The 19,546-nt window shown below is 72.9% G+C and carries 19 protein-coding genes; 8 read left to right on the forward strand and 11 right to left on the reverse strand.

What is annotated here, in order from left to right; all coding sequences use genetic code 11:
• Positions 1-51 precede the first annotated feature (51 nt).
• From ACIQE0_RS32580 to ACIQE0_RS32600, 5 genes are all read right to left on the reverse strand, one after another.
• Entirely contained in the window at positions 52-1,044 is a 993-nt protein-coding gene (locus tag ACIQE0_RS32580) for a glycine betaine ABC transporter substrate-binding protein (RefSeq protein ID WP_402338808.1), read from the reverse strand.
• Complete coding sequence (locus tag ACIQE0_RS32585; RefSeq protein WP_402338809.1) at positions 1,041-1,925, reverse strand: ABC transporter permease; 885 nt, start codon at positions 1,923-1,925, stop codon at positions 1,041-1,043. Before ACIQE0_RS32585 ends, ACIQE0_RS32580 begins: the two co-directional genes overlap by 4 nt.
• Complete coding sequence (locus tag ACIQE0_RS32590; RefSeq protein ID WP_366332664.1) at positions 1,922-3,229, reverse strand: betaine/proline/choline family ABC transporter ATP-binding protein; 1,308 nt, start codon at positions 3,227-3,229, stop codon at positions 1,922-1,924. The genes ACIQE0_RS32585 and ACIQE0_RS32590 overlap by 4 nt, the downstream gene beginning before the upstream one ends.
• Positions 3,222-3,869 (reverse strand): ABC transporter permease, encoded by a 648-nt coding sequence (locus ACIQE0_RS32595; protein ID WP_366332665.1) that lies wholly within the window; start codon positions 3,867-3,869, stop codon positions 3,222-3,224. The genes ACIQE0_RS32590 and ACIQE0_RS32595 overlap by 8 nt, the downstream gene beginning before the upstream one ends.
• Positions 3,870-3,933: 64 nt before the next feature.
• Entirely contained in the window at positions 3,934-4,401 is a 468-nt protein-coding gene (locus ACIQE0_RS32600; RefSeq protein ID WP_366332667.1) for an Lrp/AsnC family transcriptional regulator, read from the reverse strand.
• 129 nt (positions 4,402-4,530) lie between these two features.
• Here ACIQE0_RS32600 and hppD point away from each other — a divergent pair, with 129 nt between their 5' ends.
• Together hppD and ACIQE0_RS32610 are read left to right on the forward strand one after the other, a co-directional pair.
• The gene (gene hppD / locus ACIQE0_RS32605; RefSeq protein WP_366332669.1) at positions 4,531-5,688 is read left to right on the forward strand and encodes a 4-hydroxyphenylpyruvate dioxygenase; all 1,158 of its coding nucleotides are present in this window, start codon (positions 4,531-4,533) and stop codon (positions 5,686-5,688) included.
• A gap of 135 nt (positions 5,689-5,823) precedes the next feature.
• Positions 5,824-7,188 carry an FAD-binding oxidoreductase gene (locus tag ACIQE0_RS32610; RefSeq protein WP_402338810.1) on the forward strand — a complete coding sequence of 455 codons (1,365 nt, stop codon included), beginning with the start codon at positions 5,824-5,826 and terminating at the stop codon, positions 7,186-7,188.
• A gap of 86 nt (positions 7,189-7,274) precedes the next feature.
• Here ACIQE0_RS32610 and ACIQE0_RS32615 read toward each other — a convergent pair whose 3' ends face one another.
• From ACIQE0_RS32615 to ACIQE0_RS32625, 3 genes are all read right to left on the reverse strand, one after another.
• A complete protein-coding gene (locus ACIQE0_RS32615; RefSeq protein ID WP_366332673.1) occupies positions 7,275-7,640 on the reverse strand; it encodes a hypothetical protein in 366 nt (121 codons plus the stop codon).
• 198 nt (positions 7,641-7,838) lie between these two features.
• On the reverse strand, positions 7,839-9,044 hold the full coding sequence (locus tag ACIQE0_RS32620) for a helix-turn-helix domain-containing protein (protein WP_402338811.1): 1,206 nt from the start codon (positions 9,042-9,044) through the stop codon (positions 7,839-7,841).
• A gap of 159 nt (positions 9,045-9,203) precedes the next feature.
• Positions 9,204-9,611 carry a hypothetical protein gene (locus tag ACIQE0_RS32625; protein ID WP_402338812.1) on the reverse strand — a complete coding sequence of 136 codons (408 nt, stop codon included), beginning with the start codon at positions 9,609-9,611 and terminating at the stop codon, positions 9,204-9,206.
• A 403-nt stretch (positions 9,612-10,014) separates the two neighbouring features.
• Between ACIQE0_RS32625 and ACIQE0_RS32630 the strand changes: the two genes are divergently transcribed.
• Together ACIQE0_RS32630 and ACIQE0_RS32635 are read left to right on the forward strand one after the other, a co-directional pair.
• Entirely contained in the window at positions 10,015-10,308 is a 294-nt protein-coding gene (locus tag ACIQE0_RS32630; protein WP_366332679.1) for a hypothetical protein, read from the forward strand.
• A gap of 81 nt (positions 10,309-10,389) precedes the next feature.
• Positions 10,390-11,874 (forward strand): NAD(P)/FAD-dependent oxidoreductase, encoded by a 1,485-nt coding sequence (locus ACIQE0_RS32635; RefSeq protein WP_366332681.1) that lies wholly within the window; start codon positions 10,390-10,392, stop codon positions 11,872-11,874.
• A gap of 111 nt (positions 11,875-11,985) precedes the next feature.
• On the opposite strand, the gene ACIQE0_RS32640 is transcribed toward ACIQE0_RS32635, so the two are convergent.
• Positions 11,986-12,462 carry an SsgA family sporulation/cell division regulator gene (locus ACIQE0_RS32640; RefSeq protein ID WP_384105459.1) on the reverse strand — a complete coding sequence of 159 codons (477 nt, stop codon included), beginning with the start codon at positions 12,460-12,462 and terminating at the stop codon, positions 11,986-11,988.
• A gap of 239 nt (positions 12,463-12,701) precedes the next feature.
• Between ACIQE0_RS32640 and ACIQE0_RS32645 the strand changes: the two genes are divergently transcribed.
• Positions 12,702-14,225 (forward strand): RDD family protein, encoded by a 1,524-nt coding sequence (locus ACIQE0_RS32645; RefSeq protein ID WP_366332685.1) that lies wholly within the window; start codon positions 12,702-12,704, stop codon positions 14,223-14,225.
• A gap of 105 nt (positions 14,226-14,330) precedes the next feature.
• Positions 14,331-15,143, forward strand: a complete 813-nt coding sequence (locus tag ACIQE0_RS32650) for an RDD family protein (protein WP_402338813.1) — start codon at positions 14,331-14,333, stop codon at positions 15,141-15,143.
• Between the two features lie 31 nt (positions 15,144-15,174).
• Here the strand turns inward: ACIQE0_RS32650 and ACIQE0_RS32655 are convergent, their stop codons facing one another.
• Positions 15,175-15,477, reverse strand: coding sequence for a hypothetical protein (locus tag ACIQE0_RS32655; RefSeq protein WP_402338814.1), 303 nt, complete (start codon positions 15,475-15,477; stop codon positions 15,175-15,177).
• Positions 15,478-15,899: 422 nt separating this feature from the next.
• Here ACIQE0_RS32655 and ACIQE0_RS32660 point away from each other — a divergent pair, with 422 nt between their 5' ends.
• Both ACIQE0_RS32660 and ACIQE0_RS32665 read left to right on the forward strand, forming a co-directional pair.
• A complete protein-coding gene (locus ACIQE0_RS32660) occupies positions 15,900-18,290 on the forward strand; it encodes an immune inhibitor A domain-containing protein (protein WP_402338815.1) in 2,391 nt (796 codons plus the stop codon).
• Positions 18,291-18,414: 124 nt separating this feature from the next.
• Entirely contained in the window at positions 18,415-18,810 is a 396-nt protein-coding gene (locus ACIQE0_RS32665; protein WP_366332754.1) for a hypothetical protein, read from the forward strand.
• A gap of 48 nt (positions 18,811-18,858) precedes the next feature.
• Here ACIQE0_RS32665 and ACIQE0_RS32670 read toward each other — a convergent pair whose 3' ends face one another.
• The gene (locus tag ACIQE0_RS32670; protein WP_366332692.1) at positions 18,859-19,455 is read right to left on the reverse strand and encodes an isochorismatase family protein; all 597 of its coding nucleotides are present in this window, start codon (positions 19,453-19,455) and stop codon (positions 18,859-18,861) included.
• Between the last annotated feature and the right edge of the window lie 91 nt (positions 19,456-19,546).

A 19,546-nucleotide genomic window follows, 5' to 3' on the forward strand; every position in this document is an offset into this window, starting at 1 on the left:
CGAGGGCGCGTGCCAGGCGTCGCACGGCAGGCGCCGGTTCGACGACACGCCCTAGCCGCCGCCCTCCTTGATGAAGCCCTCCCGGATCAGCCACTCCCTGGCGACGTCGTGCGGATCCCGGCCCTCGACGTCGACCTCGGCGTTGAGCTTCTGGGCGACGGCGTTGTCCAGCGCGGCGGTGACCGGGGCGAGGACGTCGGCGATCTGCGGGTGCCTGCGCAGCGCGGCGGCGTTGATCTCCGGTGCGGCGTTGTAGTTGGGGAAGAAGCGCCGGTCGTCCTTCAGGACGCTCAGCCCCATCGCCTTGATCCGGCCGTCGGTGGTGAAGACCTCGCCGAACGTGCAGGACGTCCCCTTGGCCACCTCGGTGTAGACCACGCCGCCGGTCATCCGCCGGACGTTGCCGGACGGGATGTCCATGCCGTACGCCTTCGCCATCCCGGGCAGCCCGTCGTTGCGGGTGGCGAACTCGTTCTCCACGCACAGGGTGACCGCGCCGGGCTTCCGCTGCAGCAGCGCGGCGACGTCGGAGAGGGTGCGCACCCCGTACTTCCGCTCGTTGGCGGCGTTCAGCGCCAGGGCGTAGGTGTTGTTCAGCCGGGACTTCGGCAGCCACTCGATGCCGTTGCGGCGGTCGGCGTCCCGCACCGCCTCCCACTGCTTCTGCGGGTCCGGGATCGGCGTGGTGTGCCCGAGGTGGGTGATCCAGCCGGTGCCGGTGTACTCGTACATCCCGTCCGCGGTGCCGGTGCGGACCGCCTCGCGGGCGCCGATGGTGCCCTGGATGTTGGTCTTGTCGATGACCGTGGCGCCGGACGCCTTGAAGACCAGCCCCATGATCTGGCCCAGGATGATGTTCTCGGTGAACTCCTTGGACGTGACGGTGAGCTGGGCGCCCTTGAGGGGCTGCCCCCGGCCGACCGTCCCGGGAGAGACGTCGTCGGACAGCGGGCTGCCGCTGACCAGCCCGCAGCCCCCCAGCAGCGCGGCCGCCAGCAGCGCCGCACCGGCCGCCCACCGCCCGCGGTGCCCCCGCGTGCTCATACCGCCACCTCCAGCCCGCGCGGCCGCAGCAGCAGTTCGGCCAGCGAGGCCAGCCACTCGACCAGCAGCGCCAGCGCCACGGTCAGCGCCGACCCCAGGACCAGCACCGGCATCCGCTGGGTGATGATCCCCGCCGAGATCAGATCGCCCAGTCCGCCGCCCCCGCCGAACGTGGCCAGCGTCGCGGTGCCCACGTTCAGCACCAGCGCGGTGCGCACCCCGGCCAGGATCAGCGGGACGGCCAGCGGGAGTTCGACCCGGGTCAGCACGCCCAGCGGCGACATGCCGATCCCGCGGGCCGCCTCGGTCAGCGTCGGGTCGATGCCGCGCAGCCCGGCGATGGTGTTGGCCAGCACCGGCAGCACCGCGTAGATCACCATGCCGACGATCGCCGAACCGGCCCCGATGCCCAGCCAGATGACCAGCAGCACCAGCAGGCCGAGCGCGGGGATCGCCTGCCCGAGGTTGGCCAGCGCCATGGCGAGCGGGGTGGCCCGGCGCAGCCGCGGCCGGGTCAGCGCGATGCCCAGCGGGATCGCGATCGCCAGCACGAAGACGGTGGAGACCGCGGTCAGTTGGAGGTGCTGGCGCAGCGCCAGCCACACCTTGCCGTCGTCGACGGCCTGGTGGGCGATGGAGTCCAGCGGGGCGCCGCGGAACCACAGCCAGGTCGTCAGCAGCGCCGCGGTCAGGAAGACGGGCATGAACGTCCACTTCTGCCAGCTGATCCGGCGCCCGCCGGGCGCGGCGGTACGGAAGGGCGCGGCCTCCGACGCCGTCTCCCGCCCCGCGGCATGGGCGCCGCCCGGCAGCGGCACCCCTGCGCGCCCCTCCGGCGGCCCGCTGCGGCCCCCGCCGTCCGGCGAGGCGCCCGGGGTCATATCCGGCCTCCGGCGCTGCCCTCCGGGCCGCCGTCGCGGTGCAGGCCCTCCTGGGCGAGCTGGGTCCGGTGGGCGCGCTGCGCCCGCAGTTCGTGCTGGTGCTCCAGGGCCTCCAGCCGGTCCGCCGCGAGCAGTTCGTGGACGTTGTTCATCAGCGTCTCCATGTCGACCACACCGGTGTACTCACCGCGCCGGCCGGTGACCGCCACCCGGCCCGCGCTGTCGGTCAGCACCGCCTCCAGGGCGTCGCGCAGCGTCGCGTCCCGGGTGACGGTGTCGGTGACGAGGGTGCCGGCCCGGGCCAGCGACTGCTTGGCGCGCGAGAGGTCGCCGCGGCGCAGCCACTTGTACGGGCGGCGGTCGCGGTCCAGCAGCAGCAGTTCGTTGGTGCCGCCGTCGCGCAGCAGGTCGAAGATCGACTGGAGCGGGTCGTCGACCTGCGCGGTGGGGAAGTCGACCACCTCGACGTCCCGCACCCGGGTCAGGTTCAGCCGCTTGAGCGCCGCCCCGGCGCCCACGAAGCCGGAGACGAAGTCGTCCGCCGGGTTGGTGAGGATGGCCTCGGGGGTGTCGAACTGGGCGATGTGCGAGCGCTCGCGGAGCACCGCGATCCGGTCGCCGAGCTTGATCGCCTCGTCGAAGTCGTGGGTGACGAAGACGATGGTCTTGTGCAACTCGTGCTGGAGCCGGATCAGTTCGTCCTGGAGGTGGTCCCGGGTGATCGGGTCGACGGCGCCGAACGGCTCGTCCATCAGGAGCACCGGCGGGTCGGCGGCGAGCGCCCGGGCCACCCCGACCCGCTGCTGCTGGCCGCCGGAGAGCTGGCGGGGATAGCGGTGGCGGAACTCGCCCGGGTCCAGGCCCACCAGGTCGAGCATCTCCTCGACCCGCTCCTTGGTCCGGGCGGCGGACCAGCCGGTCATCTTCGGCACCAGTGCGATGTTCTGCGCCACGGTCATGTGCGGGAAGAGCCCGGACGCCTGGATGGCATAGCCGACCTTGCGGCGCAGCCGGACCGGGTCGATGGTGGTGACGTCCTCGTCGCCGATCCGTATGCGTCCCGAGGTCGGCTCGATCAGCCGGTTGATCATCTTCAGCGTGGTGGACTTCCCGCAGCCGGACGGCCCGACGAAGACCACGATCTCGCCCGCCCTGATCTCCATGCTGACGTCGTCCACCGCCGGGGCGGGAGTGCCCGGGTAGACCTTCGTCAGGTTCTCCAGCCGGATGGCGGCACCCGTCGAGGCGGGCGGCCGCGCGGCCGCCTCCGTCGCGTCGTGATCGCTCCGGTACGGCTCAGGCACGGATCCCCCTGGATATGGTCAGGCGCCCTATCAGGACGTAGGCGGCGTCGAAGAGGAGGGCCAGGACGACGATCCCGAGCGTCCCGGAGAGCACCTGGTTGAGCGCGTTGGCGCTGCCCAGCGAGGCGATCCCGCGGAAGATCTCGTTGCCGAGGCCGGGGCCCGACGCGAAGGCGGCGATGGCCGCGATGCCCATCAGCATCTGGGTGGCGACGCGGATGCCGGTGAGGATCGGCGGCCAGGCCAGCGGGAGTTCGACCCTGAAGAGCCGGGCGGCCCGCGACATCCCGATGCCCTTGGCCGCGTCCACCAGCGCCGGGTCCACCCCGCGCAGCCCCACGATGGCGTTGCGGACCACCGGCAGCAGCCCGTACAGGGTCAGCGCCACGACGGTCGGCGCGACACCGAGGCCGACGATCGGGATCAGCAGGCCGATCAGGGCCAGGGACGGGATGGTCAGGATCGTCGCGGTGGTCGTCGTGGCGAGGGCGCCGGCCCATTCGCTGCGGTAGGTGGCGACGCCGACGGCGACGCCCAGCACCGTCGCGATCACCATGCACTGGAAGACCGCGCTGGCGTGCTGATACGTGTCCGTCAGCAGCTGGACGTGCCGGCTGCCGACGTAGTCCCAGAAGCCCATCCGTCGCCTCCTCGGTCCCTCACCGCCCGGGCCCGCCCCGACGGCGGACCGGCCGCCCGCCGCCCTACCCTCCCGCGGCCTGTTTCACCAACGGGATGATGCGCAGCGGAACCGGATTTTCCATGACGATCGCCGTAGATGCCCGCACGATGCCATCAAAGCCCACGACCCGGTCGATCACCCGCTGGAGATCGGCGTTCGAACGCGCCACGAGCCTGCAGAGCATGTCCCCGTGTCCGGTCGTTGTATGCAACTCCAGTACCTCCGGTACGCCCGCCAAGTGGGCCCGCACGTCGTTGCCTTGGCCCTGTTTGATCTCCAGGGTCGCGAACGCGGTCACCGGATACCCCAGTGCCGCCGGGTCCACGTCCGGCCCGAAGCCCCTGATCACTCCGTTCGACTGAAGCCGGTCGAGCCGCGCCTGCACCGTCCCGCGGGCCACCCCTAGCCGGCGGGACGCCTCCAGGACGCCGATCCGCGGTTCCCGGGCGAGCAGCTCCAGCAGCGCCCCGTCCAAATGATCGATCGCCATGGCTGAAACCTCCGATTTCGATGGTCATCATGTACAGATCGTCCGCCCGCTCTCGCGAAGCGCTATACACAATGCCCAGCAAATGCACGAACTATTGCGCACCTTGTGGATCGGCGGGACTCTGCGGGCATGGCAGACACCACGATGCACACCCAGCCCACCACCCCCGGCACGGCCCGGCAGGCGGACCCCTTCCCGGTCAAGGGGATGGACGCGGTCGTCTTCGCCGTCGGCAACGCCAAGCAGGCCGCGCACTACTACTCCACCGCCTTCGGCATGAAGCGCGTCGCCTACCAGGGGCCGGAGACCGGTAGCCGCGAGACGGCCTCCTACGTCCTGGAATCCGGCGGCGCCCGCTTCGTCTTCACCTCGGTGATCAAGCCGACCACCGACTGGGGCCGCTTCCTCGCCGACCACGTGGCCGCGCACGGCGACGGCGTCATCGACCTGGCCATCGAGGTGCCGGACGCCCGCGCGGCGTACGCCTACGCCGTCGAGCACGGCGCGACGGGCCTCACGGAGCCCTACGAGACCAAGGACGAGCACGGCACGATCGTCCGCGCCGCCATCGCCACCTACGGGCAGACCCGGCACACCCTGGTGGAGCGCACCGGCTACGACGGCCCCTACCTTCCGGGCTTCGTCGCCGTGGAGCCGCTCGTCGCCCCTCCGGCCAAGCGGTTCTTCCAGGCGATCGACCACTGCGTCGGCAACGTCGAACTCGGCAGGATGAACGAGTGGGTGGCCTTCTACAACAAGGTCATGGGCTTCACCAACATGAAGGAGTTCGTCGGCGACGACATCGCCACCGAGTACTCGGCGCTGATGTCCAAGGTCGTCGCGGACGGCAGCAAGAAGGTGAAGTTCCCGCTCAACGAGCCCGCCCTGGCCAAGAAGAAGTCCCAGATCGACGAGTACCTGGAGTTCTACGGCGGCCCCGGCGTCCAGCACATCGCGCTGGCCACCAACGACATCGTCGCCTCGGTCCGCCAGATGAAGGCCGCCGGCGTGGAGTTCCTCGACGTCCCCGACGCCTACTACGACACCCTCGGCGAGTGGGTCGGCGACACCCGCGTCCCGATCGAGGAGCTGCGCGAGCTGAAGATCCTCGCCGACCGGGACGAGGACGGCTATCTGCTCCAGATCTTCTCCAAGCCGGTCCAGGACCGCCCGACCGTCTTCTTCGAGATGATCGAGCGGCACGGCTCCCTCGGCTTCGGCAAGGGCAACTTCAAGGCGCTCTTCGAGGCCATCGAGCGCGAACAGGACCGCCGCGGCAACCTGTAGCCCGCCCGTCACCCGACCTCCACCCCCAGAAGACGGCGCTGCGCGCCGGCCTCGATTGACCCCCGCTCAACCCCTGCCTTTCCGTGGGCCGTACACGATCTTCCGTGTACGGCCCACGGATGCGAGGCTACGGGCATGGACCTCATCGCACGCCTGCGCGCCGGGCTCCCCGAGGAAGTGCTGCTCACCGACCCCGACGTCACCGGCTCCTACGCCCGGGACACGGCCAACTTCTGCGACGCCGGCACCCCCGCCGTGGTCGTCCTGCCCCGCACCGTCGAGCAGGTCCAGCACGTGATGCGGACGGCCACCGCACTGCGCGTCCCGGTCGTCCCGCAGGGCGCCCGCACCGGCGTCTCCGGCGCCGCCAACGCCGTCGACGGCTGCATCGTCCTCTCCCTGGTCAAGATGGACCGCATCCTGGAGATCGACCCCGTCGACCGGGTCGCGGTCGTCGAACCGGGCGTCGTCAACGCCGTCCTCTCCCGCGCGGTCAACGAGCACGGCCTCTCCTACCCTCCCGACCCCTCCAGTTGGGAGATGTGCACCATCGGCGGCAACATCGGCACCGCCGCGGGCGGCCTGTGCTGCGTGAAGTACGGCGTCACCGCGGAGTACGTGCTCGGCCTGGAGGTCGTCCTCGCCGACGGCCGGCTGATCAGGACCGGGCGGCGCACCGCCAAGGGCGTGGCCGGCTACGACCTCACCCGCCTCTTCGTCGGCTCCGAGGGCAGCCTGGGCGTGGTGGTCCGCGCCACCCTGGCCCTCAAGCCCGAGCCGCCCCAACAGCTCGCCATGGTCGCCGAGTTCGGGTCGGTGACGGCGGCCGGCGAGGCGGTCTGCCGGATCATGGCCGAGGGCCACACCCCGTCCCTGCTGGAGCTCATGGACCGCACCAGCGTCCGCGCGGTCAACGCCCTGGCGCAGATGGGCCTGCCGGAGACCACCGAGGTGCTGCTGCTGGCCGCCTTCGACACCCCGGACCCGGCCGCCGACCTCGCCGCGGTCGGCGCGCTGTGCGAGGCGGCCGGCGCCACCGAGGTCGTCCCCGCCGAGAACGCCACGGAGTCCGAACTCCTCCTCCAGGCCCGTCGGTTGGCCTTCCCGGCCCTTGAGAAGATCAAGCCCGCGATGCTCATCGACGACGTCTGCGTGCCCCGCTCGCAGCTCGCCGCGATGCTGGAGGGCGCCGCCGCCGTCGCCGAGGAGCACGGCCTGACCATCGGCGTCTGCGCGCACGCCGGCGACGGCAACACCCACCCGCTGGTCTGCTTCGACCCGGCCGACCCCGACGAGGAGCGCCGCGCCCGCGAGGCGTTCGACGCCATCATGGCCCTCGGCCTCCGCCTGGGCGGCACCATCACCGGCGAACACGGCGTCGGCGTCCTGAAGAAGGACTGGCTCGCCCGCGAACTCGGCCCCGACGGCGTGGAGTTGCACCGCGGCATCAAGCAGGTCTTCGACCCCCTGGGGATCCTCAACCCGGGGAAGCTGTTCTAGGCCCAAAGGGGGCGCCCGCCGCTGTCGTGCCCATGGCTTCGGGCCCCTAGGGGCCCGTTCCCGACTTCAAGGCTGCTGCTGAGGGCTTACGACCGCCCCGGCCCCTCGTCAGGGTTGCCGGGGCCGTCTTCGAACTCGTCGGGGTCGGTGGGTTCGTCGTCGGGTACCGGCAGGCGGGCTCCGCGGCTTTCGGCGACGCGGTAGGTGGCGACCAGGGAGTCCTTCAAGTCCACGGTCAGCAGGTGAAGTTCGCCGGGCGTCCAGGCCCGTTCGGTCAGGATGCGTTCCGCTTCCTCGATGAGGACGGCGGTGGAGCCGAGCTGTTCGGCCTCGATCCGGTCGGCGAGGCGGGAGACGCGGCCGGTGCCGTTGCCGGGAATGAGATAGCACGGCTTCCCGTCCGGGGTCGTCCAGGGCAGCAGCCGTGGCGTGCGGTCGGTGTGGTCCGTCATGCGGCGACCACCGCCCCGTGGATGCGGCGGCGGTTCGCGGTAGTTTGCGTCATGTCAGCGCTCCTTCTCGGTGTTGTCCACGCCCCAGGCCGTCCACCACGGTCGCGGGGGTCTTCGCCGCTTCCAGCGTGCCGACGAAAGGCGGCCGGAGTGTTCCCCGTTCGGGAACACTCCGGCCGTAACCGAGGCGGACGCGCGCTACATCCCGACCCACGCCGCCAGTGACGCCAGCCCCGTCGGTGCCCGGCGCTGTCGGCGTACCAGTACGGCGATCGTCTCGCGCATGAGCGGGTGATACCTGGCCTGCTGCGGCGCCACTTCGCGCGCTCGGTGCAGGGACCGTTCGGCCGCTTCGGGCTTCCCCATCTGTGCGTGGGCGCGGGCCATTTCGATATGGTAGCGGCCCACCCGCATCCGGGGGTGGGTAGCTGGGAAGCGGAGCCGGCGGGCCGCCTTCATCGCCTCGCCGAGCCGCCCCATCTCCACCGCCGTCGCCACGTCGAAGTGGGCGACATTGGTCGTGCCGAACGACGCCCAGTACACGTGCGGTACGTCCCCGCCGATCCTGCGCGCGGTCTCCCGGGCGAGCGCCATGTGGCCCTCGACGAGGGGCGCGTTCCGCGCCTGCGCCGCGGCGATGGCGCCGGCGAGGTGCAGGCTCCCGGAGACCGCCAGGGCCGGTACCGACCCCGCGTCGTCGTGCTGCTCGATCAGCTTGTGACCGCGTTCGAGCACCTTCAGCGCCAGCTGGCTGTTGCCCCTACGCAACAGGGTGCTGCTGCGCTTGCCGAGCCGGAACGCCAGCAACAAGGGGTCCTGGGCCTGCTCCGCCATCCAGCCCATGCGCTCCAGTGCGATCGAGGCGAGCTGCTGATAGCCCAGTCGGTACGCGAACTCGTAGGCGACCCAGTACGACCAGCCCAGCGAGGCCGCCGTCCGGCGGCGCTCGCCCCCGGACGGCAGCACGCCGAACGCGGTCGTCAACTCGCCCAACAGACCGGGGAGTCTGGACCCGACATCCTTGTATTCCGTGGCACAGGTACGGGCGCACAGCGCCTCCACCTCGGCCGCCACGACGTGGAGGGGGCGCGGGACGAGGTCCAGATCCGGCCCGAGATCGTACTGGTCGAGGGCATCGGACAGCGGGGCGATCATGCCGTCCAGCCGGTCCTGGCGCAGCTCGGAGAGATACGGCTGACCGTTGAGCACCGCCGGATCGACTTCGAGGACCCGGGCAATGGCGGCCACCACGCCGGGAGTTGCGGGCGTGAGCCCGGCCTCGATCTTGGCGATGGTGCCGCGGGAGAGGAAGGCGCGCTGGGCGAGACCGATCTGTGTGAGCTGACGCAGCTTGCGATAGTCCGCGATCCTGGCGCCGATGTGGTCGTCATCAGGGCGTGGCATGCCGGGCTCCGTTCCGGTTCGGACATCAGGAACCGTACCGCTGAGCGCCGTTGGTGTCCTTGGGTACGGCCCGTACGGGAAGGGAATCCGGGTCCAGGGCACACGCAAGGGGGACGGCAGGCACCCCGCCGTCCCCCTCGCTACGCCAAGGCCCCTGGGTCACCGCAGGGGGAACCTGGCGGGCTCGCCGGGGAAGTCGCCGGGCCCGCCGGGGAGTTCGTCGACGTCGCAGAGCCAGCCCACGACCTCGTCCGGAAGTGCCGCGAAGCCGGACTCCCGGCGGTTCGGGGGCTTTTCGCAGTGGACCGCCCCGCGGTTGCTCTCGATGCGGAACCTCCCGTAGATGGGGCCTTGGAGCGGGGCGCCGTGGAACGCCTCGCAGTCCTGGCCCAGGACGGAGTACGGCTCGGGGCCCCGCTCCAGTTGGAGGCACCGATAGGTGGGCTCCGGTTCCGGCTGTGCCTGCGCGGCCGTCGCGCTCGCCGGTGCCGCCCCGGCCAGTACGAGCACTGCCGCGGCGGCCGCCGCCAGCCGGCCCGCCGTCTTCCTGCCCCGTCGTGCCTTCATGCCAGTCCTCCTGGTGTGGTGGTGAGATGGGTCAACGGGACGTGCCGGGACGCTACGACGGGCTCCGGCATCGGCGCGGAGACCCGGATTCCGGGTGTGGCACGTGAGCAACTGGCCGCCACTGCACCGCCGTTGCGTTCCGGGCCGCGCCGGCTTCCGAGTCCGTGCGCGGCCGTAGACGAGTGCAGCAAGCGGGCCCACGACCCGCCAGCGGCCCTGCCCGCCGTCACCCGGTCGGCATGCGCACACCACCCGCCGCGGTGACGTCGCCGTGTGGGCCCGTCCGCGCCCCCCGATGCGCGCTCCGGCGCCCGCCGGGGACCGGCCGCCGCGCCGTCGCCGCCCTGCACCGGCGTGCGCCGCCGGCGGGACCCGCGCAGGTCAGGCGGCCTACGCTGCCGTCATGGACACCACCACTTTCACTTCGCTGGCCGTTCTCGTGCTGGCCGTCGCCGTGCTCGCCTCGTCCTTCGACCGCCGATCCAAGCCGCTGGAGCGGCGGTTGGCCCGGCTGGAGCGGAAGGTGGACCTGCTGATGGCGCAGCTGGGGGTCGAGGAGCCGGCGGACCCGCAGCTGGCCGAGGTGGACGTGCTGCTCGCCAAGGGGAAGACTGTCGCGGCGATCAAGGTCTACCGGGAGGCGACCGGTGCGGGGCTGGCGGAGGCGAAGGAGGCCGTCGAACGCCGGATGCGGTGAGGCCGCCGGGGGCCGACGATGGCGGGAGGGGTCGGGGACCCGGCCCGGCCCATCCCCACGGGCAGCAGGGAGCGAGCGCCGATGTCAGCGAACGAAGCGAGTGCAGCGACCGGAGCCGGCGGGACCGCGGGCGAGGGCCATGACGACACCTACGACGTGATCGTGCTCGGCGGCGGGCCGACCGGAGAGAACCTCGCCGACCGGGTGCATGCCGCCGGCCTGAGCGCGGTGTTGGTGGAGAACGAACTCGTCGGCGGGGAGTGCTCGTACTGGGCCTGCATGCCCAGCAAGGCGCTGCTGCGGCCGGTCACGGCCCGTTCCGAGGCGCGCGGGGTGCCGGGGCTGAAGGGCGCGGTCGGCGGGCCGCTGGACGCGCCCGAGGTCCTCGCCCACCGTGACGCGTTCGCCTCGTACTGGAAGGACGACGGGCAGGTCCGCTGGCTGGAGGGGAAGGGGATCGACCTGGTGCGCGGCCGGGGGCGGCTGGCCGGGCCGCGGAAGGTGACCGTCGACGGCGGACGGACGCTGACCGCCCGGCACGCGGTCGCGGTGTGCACCGGCAGCCGGGCGGTGCTGCCGGACGTCCCCGGGCTGGCCGCGGCGAAGCCGTGGACGAGCCGCCAGGCCACCAGCTCCGGGACGGTGCCGGGGCGGCTGGTGATCATCGGCGGCGGTGTGGTCGGCGTCGAGATGGCCACCGCCTGGCGGGCGCTGGGGGCCGCGGTGACGCTGCTGGTGCGCGGGGGCGGGGTGCTGCCCCGTATGGAGCCCTTCGTGGGGCAGCTGGTGGCGGAGTCGCTGGCCGAGGCGGGGGTGGCGCTGCGGATGGGCACGGCGGCGCGCGAGGTGCGCCGGGAGGCGCCCGGCGGGCCGGTCACCGTGGTCCTGGACGGGGGCGGGGGCGGCGAGATCGTCGCCGACGAGCTGCTGATCGCCACGGGGCGCGCGCCGCACACCGACGACCTGGGGATGGAGACCGTCGGCCTGGCGCCGGGCAGCTGGCTGGAGGTGGACGACACCCTGCGGGTGACGGGCGTGCCGGGCGGCTGGCTCTACGGCGCCGGCGACGTCAACCACCGCGCCCTCCTGACCCACCAGGGCAAGTACCAGGCCCGGATCGCCGGCGCCGCGATCGCCGCCCGGGCCCGCGGGGTGCCGCTCCTGGAGACCGACCGCTGGGGCGCGCACAGCGCCACCGCGGACCGGCACGCCGTCCCGCAGGTCGTCTTCACCGACCCCGAGGCCGCGGCGGTGGGCCTGAGCGCCGCGGAGGCCGAACGCGCCGGCCACCGGATCCGCGTCGTCGACCAGGACCTGGGCGCGGTGGCCGGCGCGGCGCTGTACGCCGACGGCTACCGCGGCCGCGCCCGGATGGTCGTCGACCTGGACCGGGAGGTGCTGCTGGGCGCCACCTTCGTCGGGCACGGCGTCGGCGAGCTGCTGCACGCGGCGACCGTCGCGGTCGCCGGGGAGGTGCCCGTGGAACGCCTCTGGCACGCGGTCCCCGCCTACCCGACGATCAGCGAGGTGTGGCTGCGGCTGCTGGAGGCGTACCGCGGCGACTGAGGCGGCCGGACGGGAGCCGGTCCGCGGCCCGGCGCGGCGGTGCGGCCCCGGTGCCGGGCGCCGGCCCCCGCCGCGGCGGGCGGGCGGGGGTAAGGAAGAGGAGGCCACCGCTCACGCCCCCGGTTCGGGCGAATCGTCCAGCGGCCAGGGGCCGTTGGGGCCGGCGTCGTCCCGGGAGGCCAGGGCGAGCAGCGCGTTCAGCCCCGCGTCGATGCCCAGGTGGCCGCTCTCCGAGCCCGGCGGCACGAGCCGCAGGGTCCGCTCCAGCCAGGCCGACACCGCGGCGGCCGGCGCCTCCAGCAGGGCCTCCCCGTCCGGCGAGGCCAGCGCCATGCAGACCAGGCTGCGGCCGTCCCACTTCATCGGCCAGACCCGTACATCGCCCTCGCCGGACGGCCGGAACACGCCCTCGACGAGGAGTTCCCGGGCGAACGTCCAGTGGACGGGGGAGTCCGACCCGACATGGAAGGCGACGTGGACCGCGTAGGGGTCGTCGGTCCGGTAGGTGAGCCGCGCCGGCACCGGAACGCATCGCTCCGGCGACACGACCAGGCCCAGTTCCAACTCTCGTTCCACCACTGTGTGCATCGTTCTCCGCCTCTCTCCGGGCTCTTGCACGGGTCCGTGTGCGGGCCCGCGCAAGGAGAGAGCGGCCGGCGGCCGGACTCTTACACGACTTCGGAGAAATTTTTTCCCGTGTTCCCGGCGGGTGGCGGGGCAGGGGAAGAACACGGTTACGACGCGGGGTCTGATGGAAGTGGACACCGCGGTGCGGCAGACTGCACCCCGACATCCACCAGGCCCAGAACAGATACGGGACTTCGGACATGAGCGCCCCTACCGCAGGATCCGCCGGCGGCAGCCCCACGCCGGGCTTCTACCCGGACCCGTCCATCCCCGGCTACATCCGGTACTGGAACGGTGCCTCATGGGTGCCGGGCACCAGCCGGCCGGCTCCTGCCGAGGGCGAACCGATGCCCGCGCCGCCGCCCGGTGTGGCCCCGGCGCCCGCCGCCGTCGAGGAGACCGGTCCGGTCTTCCTGGACGAGACGGGCGCGGTCGTCCGCCCGCCCGGTGAGATCGAGGCGCTCGACGCGGCCCGCGCGGAAGGGGCGGCGTGGCACGCCGACGCCTCCCGGCAGGGCGGCTTCGGCGAGGACGGCCGGATCTCCTGGGGCGCGTCCGGCCAGGCCCCCGCCGGCGGTACGCCGCAGGGCGGGCTCCCGCCGCAGCGCGCCGCGGAGTCCGCCGAGGCCGCCGCGGGCGATGCCGGCGGCGCCGCGACGCCCGCCGTCCCGGCCGACGGGACGGTCGCGTTCCGCGCCGTCAACCCCGGGGCCGGCCGCGGCCCCGGCGATCAGGGGACCACCGCGTTCCGCGCGGTACGGCCCGGGCCCGGCCCGGCGGCGGGCGCGGACCAGGGCACCACCGCCTTCCGCGCCGTCCGGCCGGACGCCGGCGAGGGCGGCGGCCGCCCCGCCGTCAAGAACGAGACGATGGCCTTCCGCCTCCCGGCCGGCAACCAGCCCGGATCCGGCGCGGCCGGCGGCGCGCCGCAGGCCCTGCCGGCCACCGGGGCGCCGGCCCAACAGGGCTTCCCCGGCTCGGAGTTGCCGACCGTGCCGCGGTCCCTGAGCGCCCCCGGGTCCGAGGTGCCGACCGTGCCGCAGCCGCTGCCCGCCCCCGGGTCCGAGGTCCCGACCGTGCCGCAGCCGCTCAACGCCCATCAACCCCCGGCCGCCGCGGCGCCCGCGCCGGGCCTCCCGCCGCAGGGCGGCCCCTCCGGCGACGACGGCGTCATCCCCTGGAAGCCGCCGACCGCCGATGTCTTCTTCGCCGCCGCGCAGGCCGCGCAGGGCCATCCGGCCTCGCTCGGCCGCCGGTTGGCGGCCCGGCTGATCGACACCGTGGTGCTGGCCGCGGCCACCGCCGCGGCGGCGCTGCCGCTGTGGTCCACGGTCACCGACCACCTCGACGCCAAGGTCGAGGCGGCCAAGCAGTCCGGCCGCCAGATGACGGTCTATCTGGTCGACGGCACCACCGCCCCCGTGTTCCTCACACTCCTGGCCGTCGTCCTGATCGGCGGCGGCCTCTACGAGGCGCTGCCGACCCTCAAGTGGGGCCGCACGCTGGGCAAGAAGCTCTGCGGCGTGCGGGTGCTGGACATCGAGAGCCACGGCACCCCGGAGCCGGCGCAGGCCATCAAGCGCTGGCTGGTCTACGGCGTGCTCGGGGTCCTGGCGGTGGGCGTGGTCAACGCCCTGTGGTGCCTGTTCGACAAGCCGTGGCGGCAGTGCTGGCACGACAAGGCGGCCCGCACCTTCGTCGCCGCCGACCGGTCGTCGGACTGACCGTCACCCGGTCGTTCCCCGGGCCGTCACCCGCCCTGGCGGCCCGGGTACCCCGATCGGACGCCGCCGGATGCGGCGCCCGTCCGCAAGCGGTCGACTCGGGCCATGAGCACCGACCAGCCCCGGCCCGGCCCCGGTGAACCGCCGGAGCACGACCCGTTCCTGAAGCAGCCGCCCGAGCCCGGAGCGGGCGGCGCTCCGCAGGACGGCGCACCGCGCAACGGCTCCCCGTACGGCGGCCAGGGCGGGGGCGCCGGCACCCCGCCCATGGGCGGCGCCCCGCCTCCCGGTGGCGCCCCACCCCCTGGGGGCGCCCCACCCCCTGGGGGCGCCCCACCCCCACCGCCCCCGGGAGCCGGCCCCCCACCGTCCTACGGCGGCGGTCCCTACGGCGGTGGCCCCTATGGCGGGCCGTCGGCGGGCGGTCCGTACGGCGGCGGGGAGTTCGGCGCCGACCCCCTGGCCGGGATGCCGCCGCTGGCCAACCGCGGCAAGCGCCTGCTGGCCCGGATCATCGACGCGATCATCATCGGCGTCCCGGTCACCCTGATCATGAACGCGATCGTCGGCTGGGTGGACTACTTCAGCACCAGCAACGTGGAGACCAGCAAGCAGGCCACGGTGTCCGGCGTGACGATGCTGGTGTACCTGATCTACGAGGGGCTGATGCTGACCGCCCGCGGTCAGACGGTCGGCAAGATGGCGATGCGGATCCGGGTGGCGATGCTCGCCGACGGCTCCATCCCGACCACGCAGGCCGGTTGGACCCGGGCCGCGGTCTACACCCTCCCGGAGATCGTCCCCTGTTGCGGTTTCATCTTCTGGCTGGTCAACGTCCTGTGGTGCACCTGGGACAAGCCGTACCAGCAGTGCCTGCACGACAAGGCGGCCCGGACCGTGGTGGTCGCCACCGACTGAGCGGCCGACGGCACCGGTCGGGAGCGGTCGGTCAGCGGGTGCGTTCGCCGATCCCGGCGCCGCCGTGCGGGCGCGGCCGGGGCGCTGCCGCGGTCGGCACGGCCCGCGGCGCGGCGGGGCCGCCGGCCGGGACGCTGCCGCCCCGGCGCACCACCCGCGACGTCCCCGGCATCGGCACCGTCATCGCGACCAGCAGCCCGAGCCCGAGGCCGGCCAGCGCGATGACCGCGACCCCGATCCCGGTCTGCGTCTGCGAGAGCAGCAGCATCGCGAGGGTGGAGAGGAAGACCGTGGCCGAACCGTAGACGAGCTGGGTGGCGGTCGGACGAGGCATGGCGGATTCCGTCCTCGAAAGGGTCGGGGGCGTGGGCGTTCGGCGGCGCGCCACCGGGCGAGCCTACGGTCCCTTGTGCCCGAGCGGCACACCAGGTAAGCGGGGCCTGACCCGCCGGTCCGGAGCACGGGGGCGCACGGGACGGTCGCGGGTCCGTACGGCGCCACGCTCCCGCGCCGCGTCCGGCCTGCTGACGACGGGGGCGCATGCCCGCCCGGCATATCCCCCGAGCCTGTCGCCCCGCCCCGCTCCGCCGCCCCGCGAGCTATCCGGAAGCTGTGAATCCGCTGTCCGATACCTGTGTGACGGAAGCCGAATAACGTACTGGTGCCTTCACGTACACGTCAAGATCTGTCTTTTCTCTCTCGCGTCGGGTCAAATGCCCTCCTGGATTGACCAGTTGATGGGGAGGACAGGACCACGTGAGACGCCATCGAAGACTGCGCGGAACGGCCGCCCTGGCCACGGCGATCGCCGCGACCGGGGCGGCCGTTCTCTCGACCGGGGTGGCCGCGGCCGACACCGCACCGGCCGCCGCGGCCGCGGTCCGCAAGGACCCGGCCCCCGAGCGCGCGACCGACCACGACCTCAAGGGACCCTTCAGCGAGCGCCAGTCGGCGCAGCGCACCGAGGCGCTCCGGCAGGTCATATCGGGCCAGGCCAAGCCGAGCGAGCGCGGCGGTTCCAAGGTCGTCAAGCTCGGCAAGGGCAAGTACGTCGAGCTGGCCCGGGAGAAGACCGACAAGATCTTCACCATCCTCGTGGACTTCGGCGACAAGGTCGACGACACCACGATGTACGACCCGGACGGCGACGGTCCGCTGCCCCCGGTGAAGAAGTACGGCGGCACCCCCGGCCCGGCGCACAACACGATCGCCAAGCCGGACCGCGCCAAGGACAACAGCACCGCCTGGCAGCCGGACTTCAACCGGCAGCACTTCCAGGACCTCTACTTCTCGCACGACAAGAAGAAGGAGTCGCTGGCCAAGTACTACGAGCGGCAGTCCTCGGGCCGCTACTCGGTGAACGGGCAGGTCTCCGACTGGGTCCGGGTCCCGTGGAACGAGGCCCGCTACGGTTCCAACTACTGCGGCTCCACCAACTGCTCCAACGCCTGGGACCTGATCCGCGACGCGGTCAACCAGTGGGTGGCCGACCAGAAGGCGCAGGGCCGCACCGACGCCCAGATCAAGGCCGATCTGGCGCAGTACGACCAGTGGGACCGCAACGACTACAACGGCAACGGCAACTTCAACGAGCCCGACGGCTACATCGACCACTTCCAGATCGTGCACGCCGGTGAGGACGAGTCGGCCGGCGGCGGCGCGCAGGGGACGGACGCGATCTGGGCGCACCGCTGGTACGCCTACGGCACCGACGCCGGCAAGACGGGCCCGGCGGACAACAAGGCCGGCGGCACCCAGATCGGCAACACCGGCATCTGGGTCGGCGACTACACCATGCAGCCGGAGAACGGCGGGCTCGGTGTCTTCGCCCACGAGTACGGCCACGACCTGGGCCTGCCGGACGAGTACGACACCACCGGCAAGGGCGAATCCTCGGTGGACTTCTGGTCGTTGATGTCGGCCGGCTCCTGGCTCGGCACCGGCAAGAACGCCATCGGCGACCTGCCCGGCGACCTCGGCGCCTGGGACAAGCTCCAGCTCGGCTGGCTCAACTACGCCACCGCCAAGGCCGCGACGCCCTCCCGGCACACCCTGGGCGTCGCCGAGTACAACACCAAGAACAAGCAGGCGCTGGTGGTCGAACTGCCCCCGAAGGCGGTCACCACCGAGATCGTCAAGCCCGCCCAGGGCGCCGCGCAGTGGTGGAGCGGGATGGGCGACGACCTGTCCAACACCCTGACCAGGACGGTCGATCTGACGGGCAAGTCCTCCGCCGCGCTCACCCTCAAGGGCTGGTGGGACATCGAGAAGGACTACGACTTCCTCTACACCGAGGTCTCCACCGACGGCGGCGCCGGCTGGACGCCGTTGGACGGCACCGCGAACGGCGCCCCGCTGCCCCGTGACGCCTCCGACAAGCCCGCGCTGACCGGCACCGTCACCGCCCACCAAGACCTGGCCTTCCCGCTGGACGCCTACGCCGGCAAGAAGATCGACCTCCGCTTCCGCTACCAGACCGACGGCGGCGTCGCCCAGAAGGGCTTCACCGCCGACGCCCTCACCGTCACCGCGGACGGCGCCCCGCTGTTCGCCGACGACGCGGAGAACGGCGACAACGGCTGGACCAGCAAGGGCTTCTCCCGGATCGGCGCGTCCTTCACCAAGGACTACCCGCAGTACTACCTCGCCGAGAACCGGCAGTACGTCTCCTACGACAAGACCCTCAAGTCCGGCCCGTACAACTTCGGTTGGAAGAGCACCCGCCCGAGCTGGGTCGAGCACTTCCCGTACCAGAACGGCGTGCTGGTCTGGCTGTGGGACACCTCGCAGCGGGACAACAACGTCGGCGTGCACCCCGGCGTCGGGAAGATCCTCCCGGTCGACGCGCACCCGCGGGCCGAGCGCTGGGCCGACGGCTCGCTGATGCGCAACCGCTTCCAGGCCTACGACTCGACCTTCACCGGTGCCCGCACCGACGCGCTGACCCTCCACAAGGACGGCGCCACGGTGAAGATCGCCTCGAAGCCCGGCGTGCGGGTCTTCGACGACCGCAACGGCGTCTACGTCGACCCGGCCAACCCGACCGGCGGGGTGAACGTCCCTGACACCAACACCAAGATCACCATCACCAAGGAGGCCAAGGACGGCTCCGCGGTGAACCTCACGGTGGGCCCCGCGACCAAGTAGTCCATAGACGTCGCAGGTCACAGCGTTGTCGGCCGCCGCCCCCTAGCGGGCGGCGGCCGATAGGCGTTTAGATGCGACGTACGGATCCTTGTTGACATCGAGTCTCGCGGGGGAGCGTATGACGATGACCAGAGGCGGCTTCACCAGGCTTCCCGGCGGGAGCGTGGTGGTGGCCCTCTCCCTGCCCAGGCCGGGCCACGGACCGCTGTGCGGGCCGTACGACGGCGGCTGCCGCATCCGCGTCCTGGTGCACGCGGTGAACCGCTCGCGCGCCCTGACCAGGCTGCGCAACCTCGGCCTGCGCGCCGTCTACCTGCGCGGCAACACCGAGCCGCCGACCCCCGACGAGATCACCGCGGTGCTCCACCACCCCGACGGCCTGGTCTGGCGCGAGGCCCCCGACGACGACACCGAGTCCTGGCACCCGATACGCGCCCTGCTGCGGGCGCAGCGGCCCGCCCCGGCGGGCACCGGCGGGGCGGCGGCCGGACCGGCGCCTGTGGGCCCGTCCGGCGGGTGAGGAGGGGCCGGGCCGCGGGCCGCGGCGGCCGAGGCGCGCACGCGGCGCTCAGCCGCCGGCGATCACCGGCTTGCCGGTCAGCTCCGCGCCCGCCGCCCGCAGCTCCTCAAGGGCCCGCTCGCTGGTCTCCGCGGCCACCCCGGCCGTCAGGTCCAGCAGGACCCGGGTGCGCAGCCCCTCGGCGAGCGCGTCCAGTGCGGTGGCGCGGACGCAGTGGTCCAGGGCGAGCCCGACCACGTCGACCTCGCCGACGCCCCGCTCCCGCAGCCACGCCGCCAGCGGGACGCCGTTCTCGTCCGAGCCCTCGAAACCGCTGTAGGCGGCCGAGTGGGCCCCCTTGGAGAACACCGCGTCGACCGCGCCGGAGGCCAGGGCCGGCGCGAAGTTCGGATGGAAGCCGCTGCCCTCGGTGCCCGCCACGCAGTGCGCGGGCCAGGACGCCCGGTAGTCGGGGTGGTCGGAGAAGTGGTCGCCCGGGTCGATGTGGTGGTCGCGGGTGGCCACGACATGGCGGTAGCCGCCGCCGGCCGCGGCGCCGATCAGGTCGGTGATGCCGGCCGCGACGTCCGCGCCGCCGGCCACCGCGAGGCTGCCGCCCTCGCAGAAGTCGTTCTGGACGTCGACGACGATCAGTGCCCGGTGCATGGTGCGCGCCTTCCGGCTGGGGTTCGAGGGGGTGCGGGATGCCGTGTAACCGAGGGTAGCCACTGTGGGCGCGCCAGGGGAGCGGGCGGGC

This window comes from Streptomyces sp. NPDC093097 (assembly GCF_044754325.1).
Taxonomy (GTDB): domain Bacteria; phylum Actinomycetota; class Actinomycetes; order Streptomycetales; family Streptomycetaceae; genus Streptomyces.

Excerpts from the sequence above, each read along its gene's own strand:
- ACIQE0_RS32580 (WP_402338808.1), bottom strand. The coding sequence starts at position 1,044 with ATGAGCACGCGGGGGCACCGCGGGCGGTGGGCGGCCGGTGCGGCGCTG.
- ACIQE0_RS32585 (WP_402338809.1), bottom strand. The coding sequence starts at position 1,925 with ATGACCCCGGGCGCCTCGCCGGACGGCGGGGGCCGCAGCGGGCCGCCG.
- ACIQE0_RS32595 (WP_366332665.1), bottom strand. The coding sequence starts at position 3,869 with ATGGGCTTCTGGGACTACGTCGGCAGCCGGCACGTCCAGCTGCTGACG.
- ACIQE0_RS32600 (WP_366332667.1), bottom strand. The coding sequence starts at position 4,401 with ATGGCGATCGATCATTTGGACGGGGCGCTGCTGGAGCTGCTCGCCCGG.
- hppD (WP_366332669.1), top strand. The coding sequence starts at position 4,531 with ATGGCAGACACCACGATGCACACCCAGCCCACCACCCCCGGCACGGCC.
- ACIQE0_RS32610 (WP_402338810.1), top strand. The coding sequence starts at position 5,824 with ATGGACCTCATCGCACGCCTGCGCGCCGGGCTCCCCGAGGAAGTGCTG.
- ACIQE0_RS32615 (WP_366332673.1), bottom strand. The coding sequence starts at position 7,640 with ATGACGGACCACACCGACCGCACGCCACGGCTGCTGCCCTGGACGACC.
- ACIQE0_RS32620 (WP_402338811.1), bottom strand. The coding sequence starts at position 9,044 with ATGCCACGCCCTGATGACGACCACATCGGCGCCAGGATCGCGGACTAT.
- ACIQE0_RS32625 (WP_402338812.1), bottom strand. The coding sequence starts at position 9,611 with ATGAAGGCACGACGGGGCAGGAAGACGGCGGGCCGGCTGGCGGCGGCC.
- ACIQE0_RS32630 (WP_366332679.1), top strand. The coding sequence starts at position 10,015 with ATGGACACCACCACTTTCACTTCGCTGGCCGTTCTCGTGCTGGCCGTC.
- ACIQE0_RS32635 (WP_366332681.1), top strand. The coding sequence starts at position 10,390 with ATGTCAGCGAACGAAGCGAGTGCAGCGACCGGAGCCGGCGGGACCGCG.
- ACIQE0_RS32640 (WP_384105459.1), bottom strand. The coding sequence starts at position 12,462 with ATGCACACAGTGGTGGAACGAGAGTTGGAACTGGGCCTGGTCGTGTCG.
- ACIQE0_RS32645 (WP_366332685.1), top strand. The coding sequence starts at position 12,702 with ATGAGCGCCCCTACCGCAGGATCCGCCGGCGGCAGCCCCACGCCGGGC.
- ACIQE0_RS32650 (WP_402338813.1), top strand. The coding sequence starts at position 14,331 with ATGAGCACCGACCAGCCCCGGCCCGGCCCCGGTGAACCGCCGGAGCAC.
- ACIQE0_RS32655 (WP_402338814.1), bottom strand. The coding sequence starts at position 15,477 with ATGCCTCGTCCGACCGCCACCCAGCTCGTCTACGGTTCGGCCACGGTC.
- ACIQE0_RS32665 (WP_366332754.1), top strand. The coding sequence starts at position 18,415 with ATGACCAGAGGCGGCTTCACCAGGCTTCCCGGCGGGAGCGTGGTGGTG.
- ACIQE0_RS32670 (WP_366332692.1), bottom strand. The coding sequence starts at position 19,455 with ATGCACCGGGCACTGATCGTCGTCGACGTCCAGAACGACTTCTGCGAG.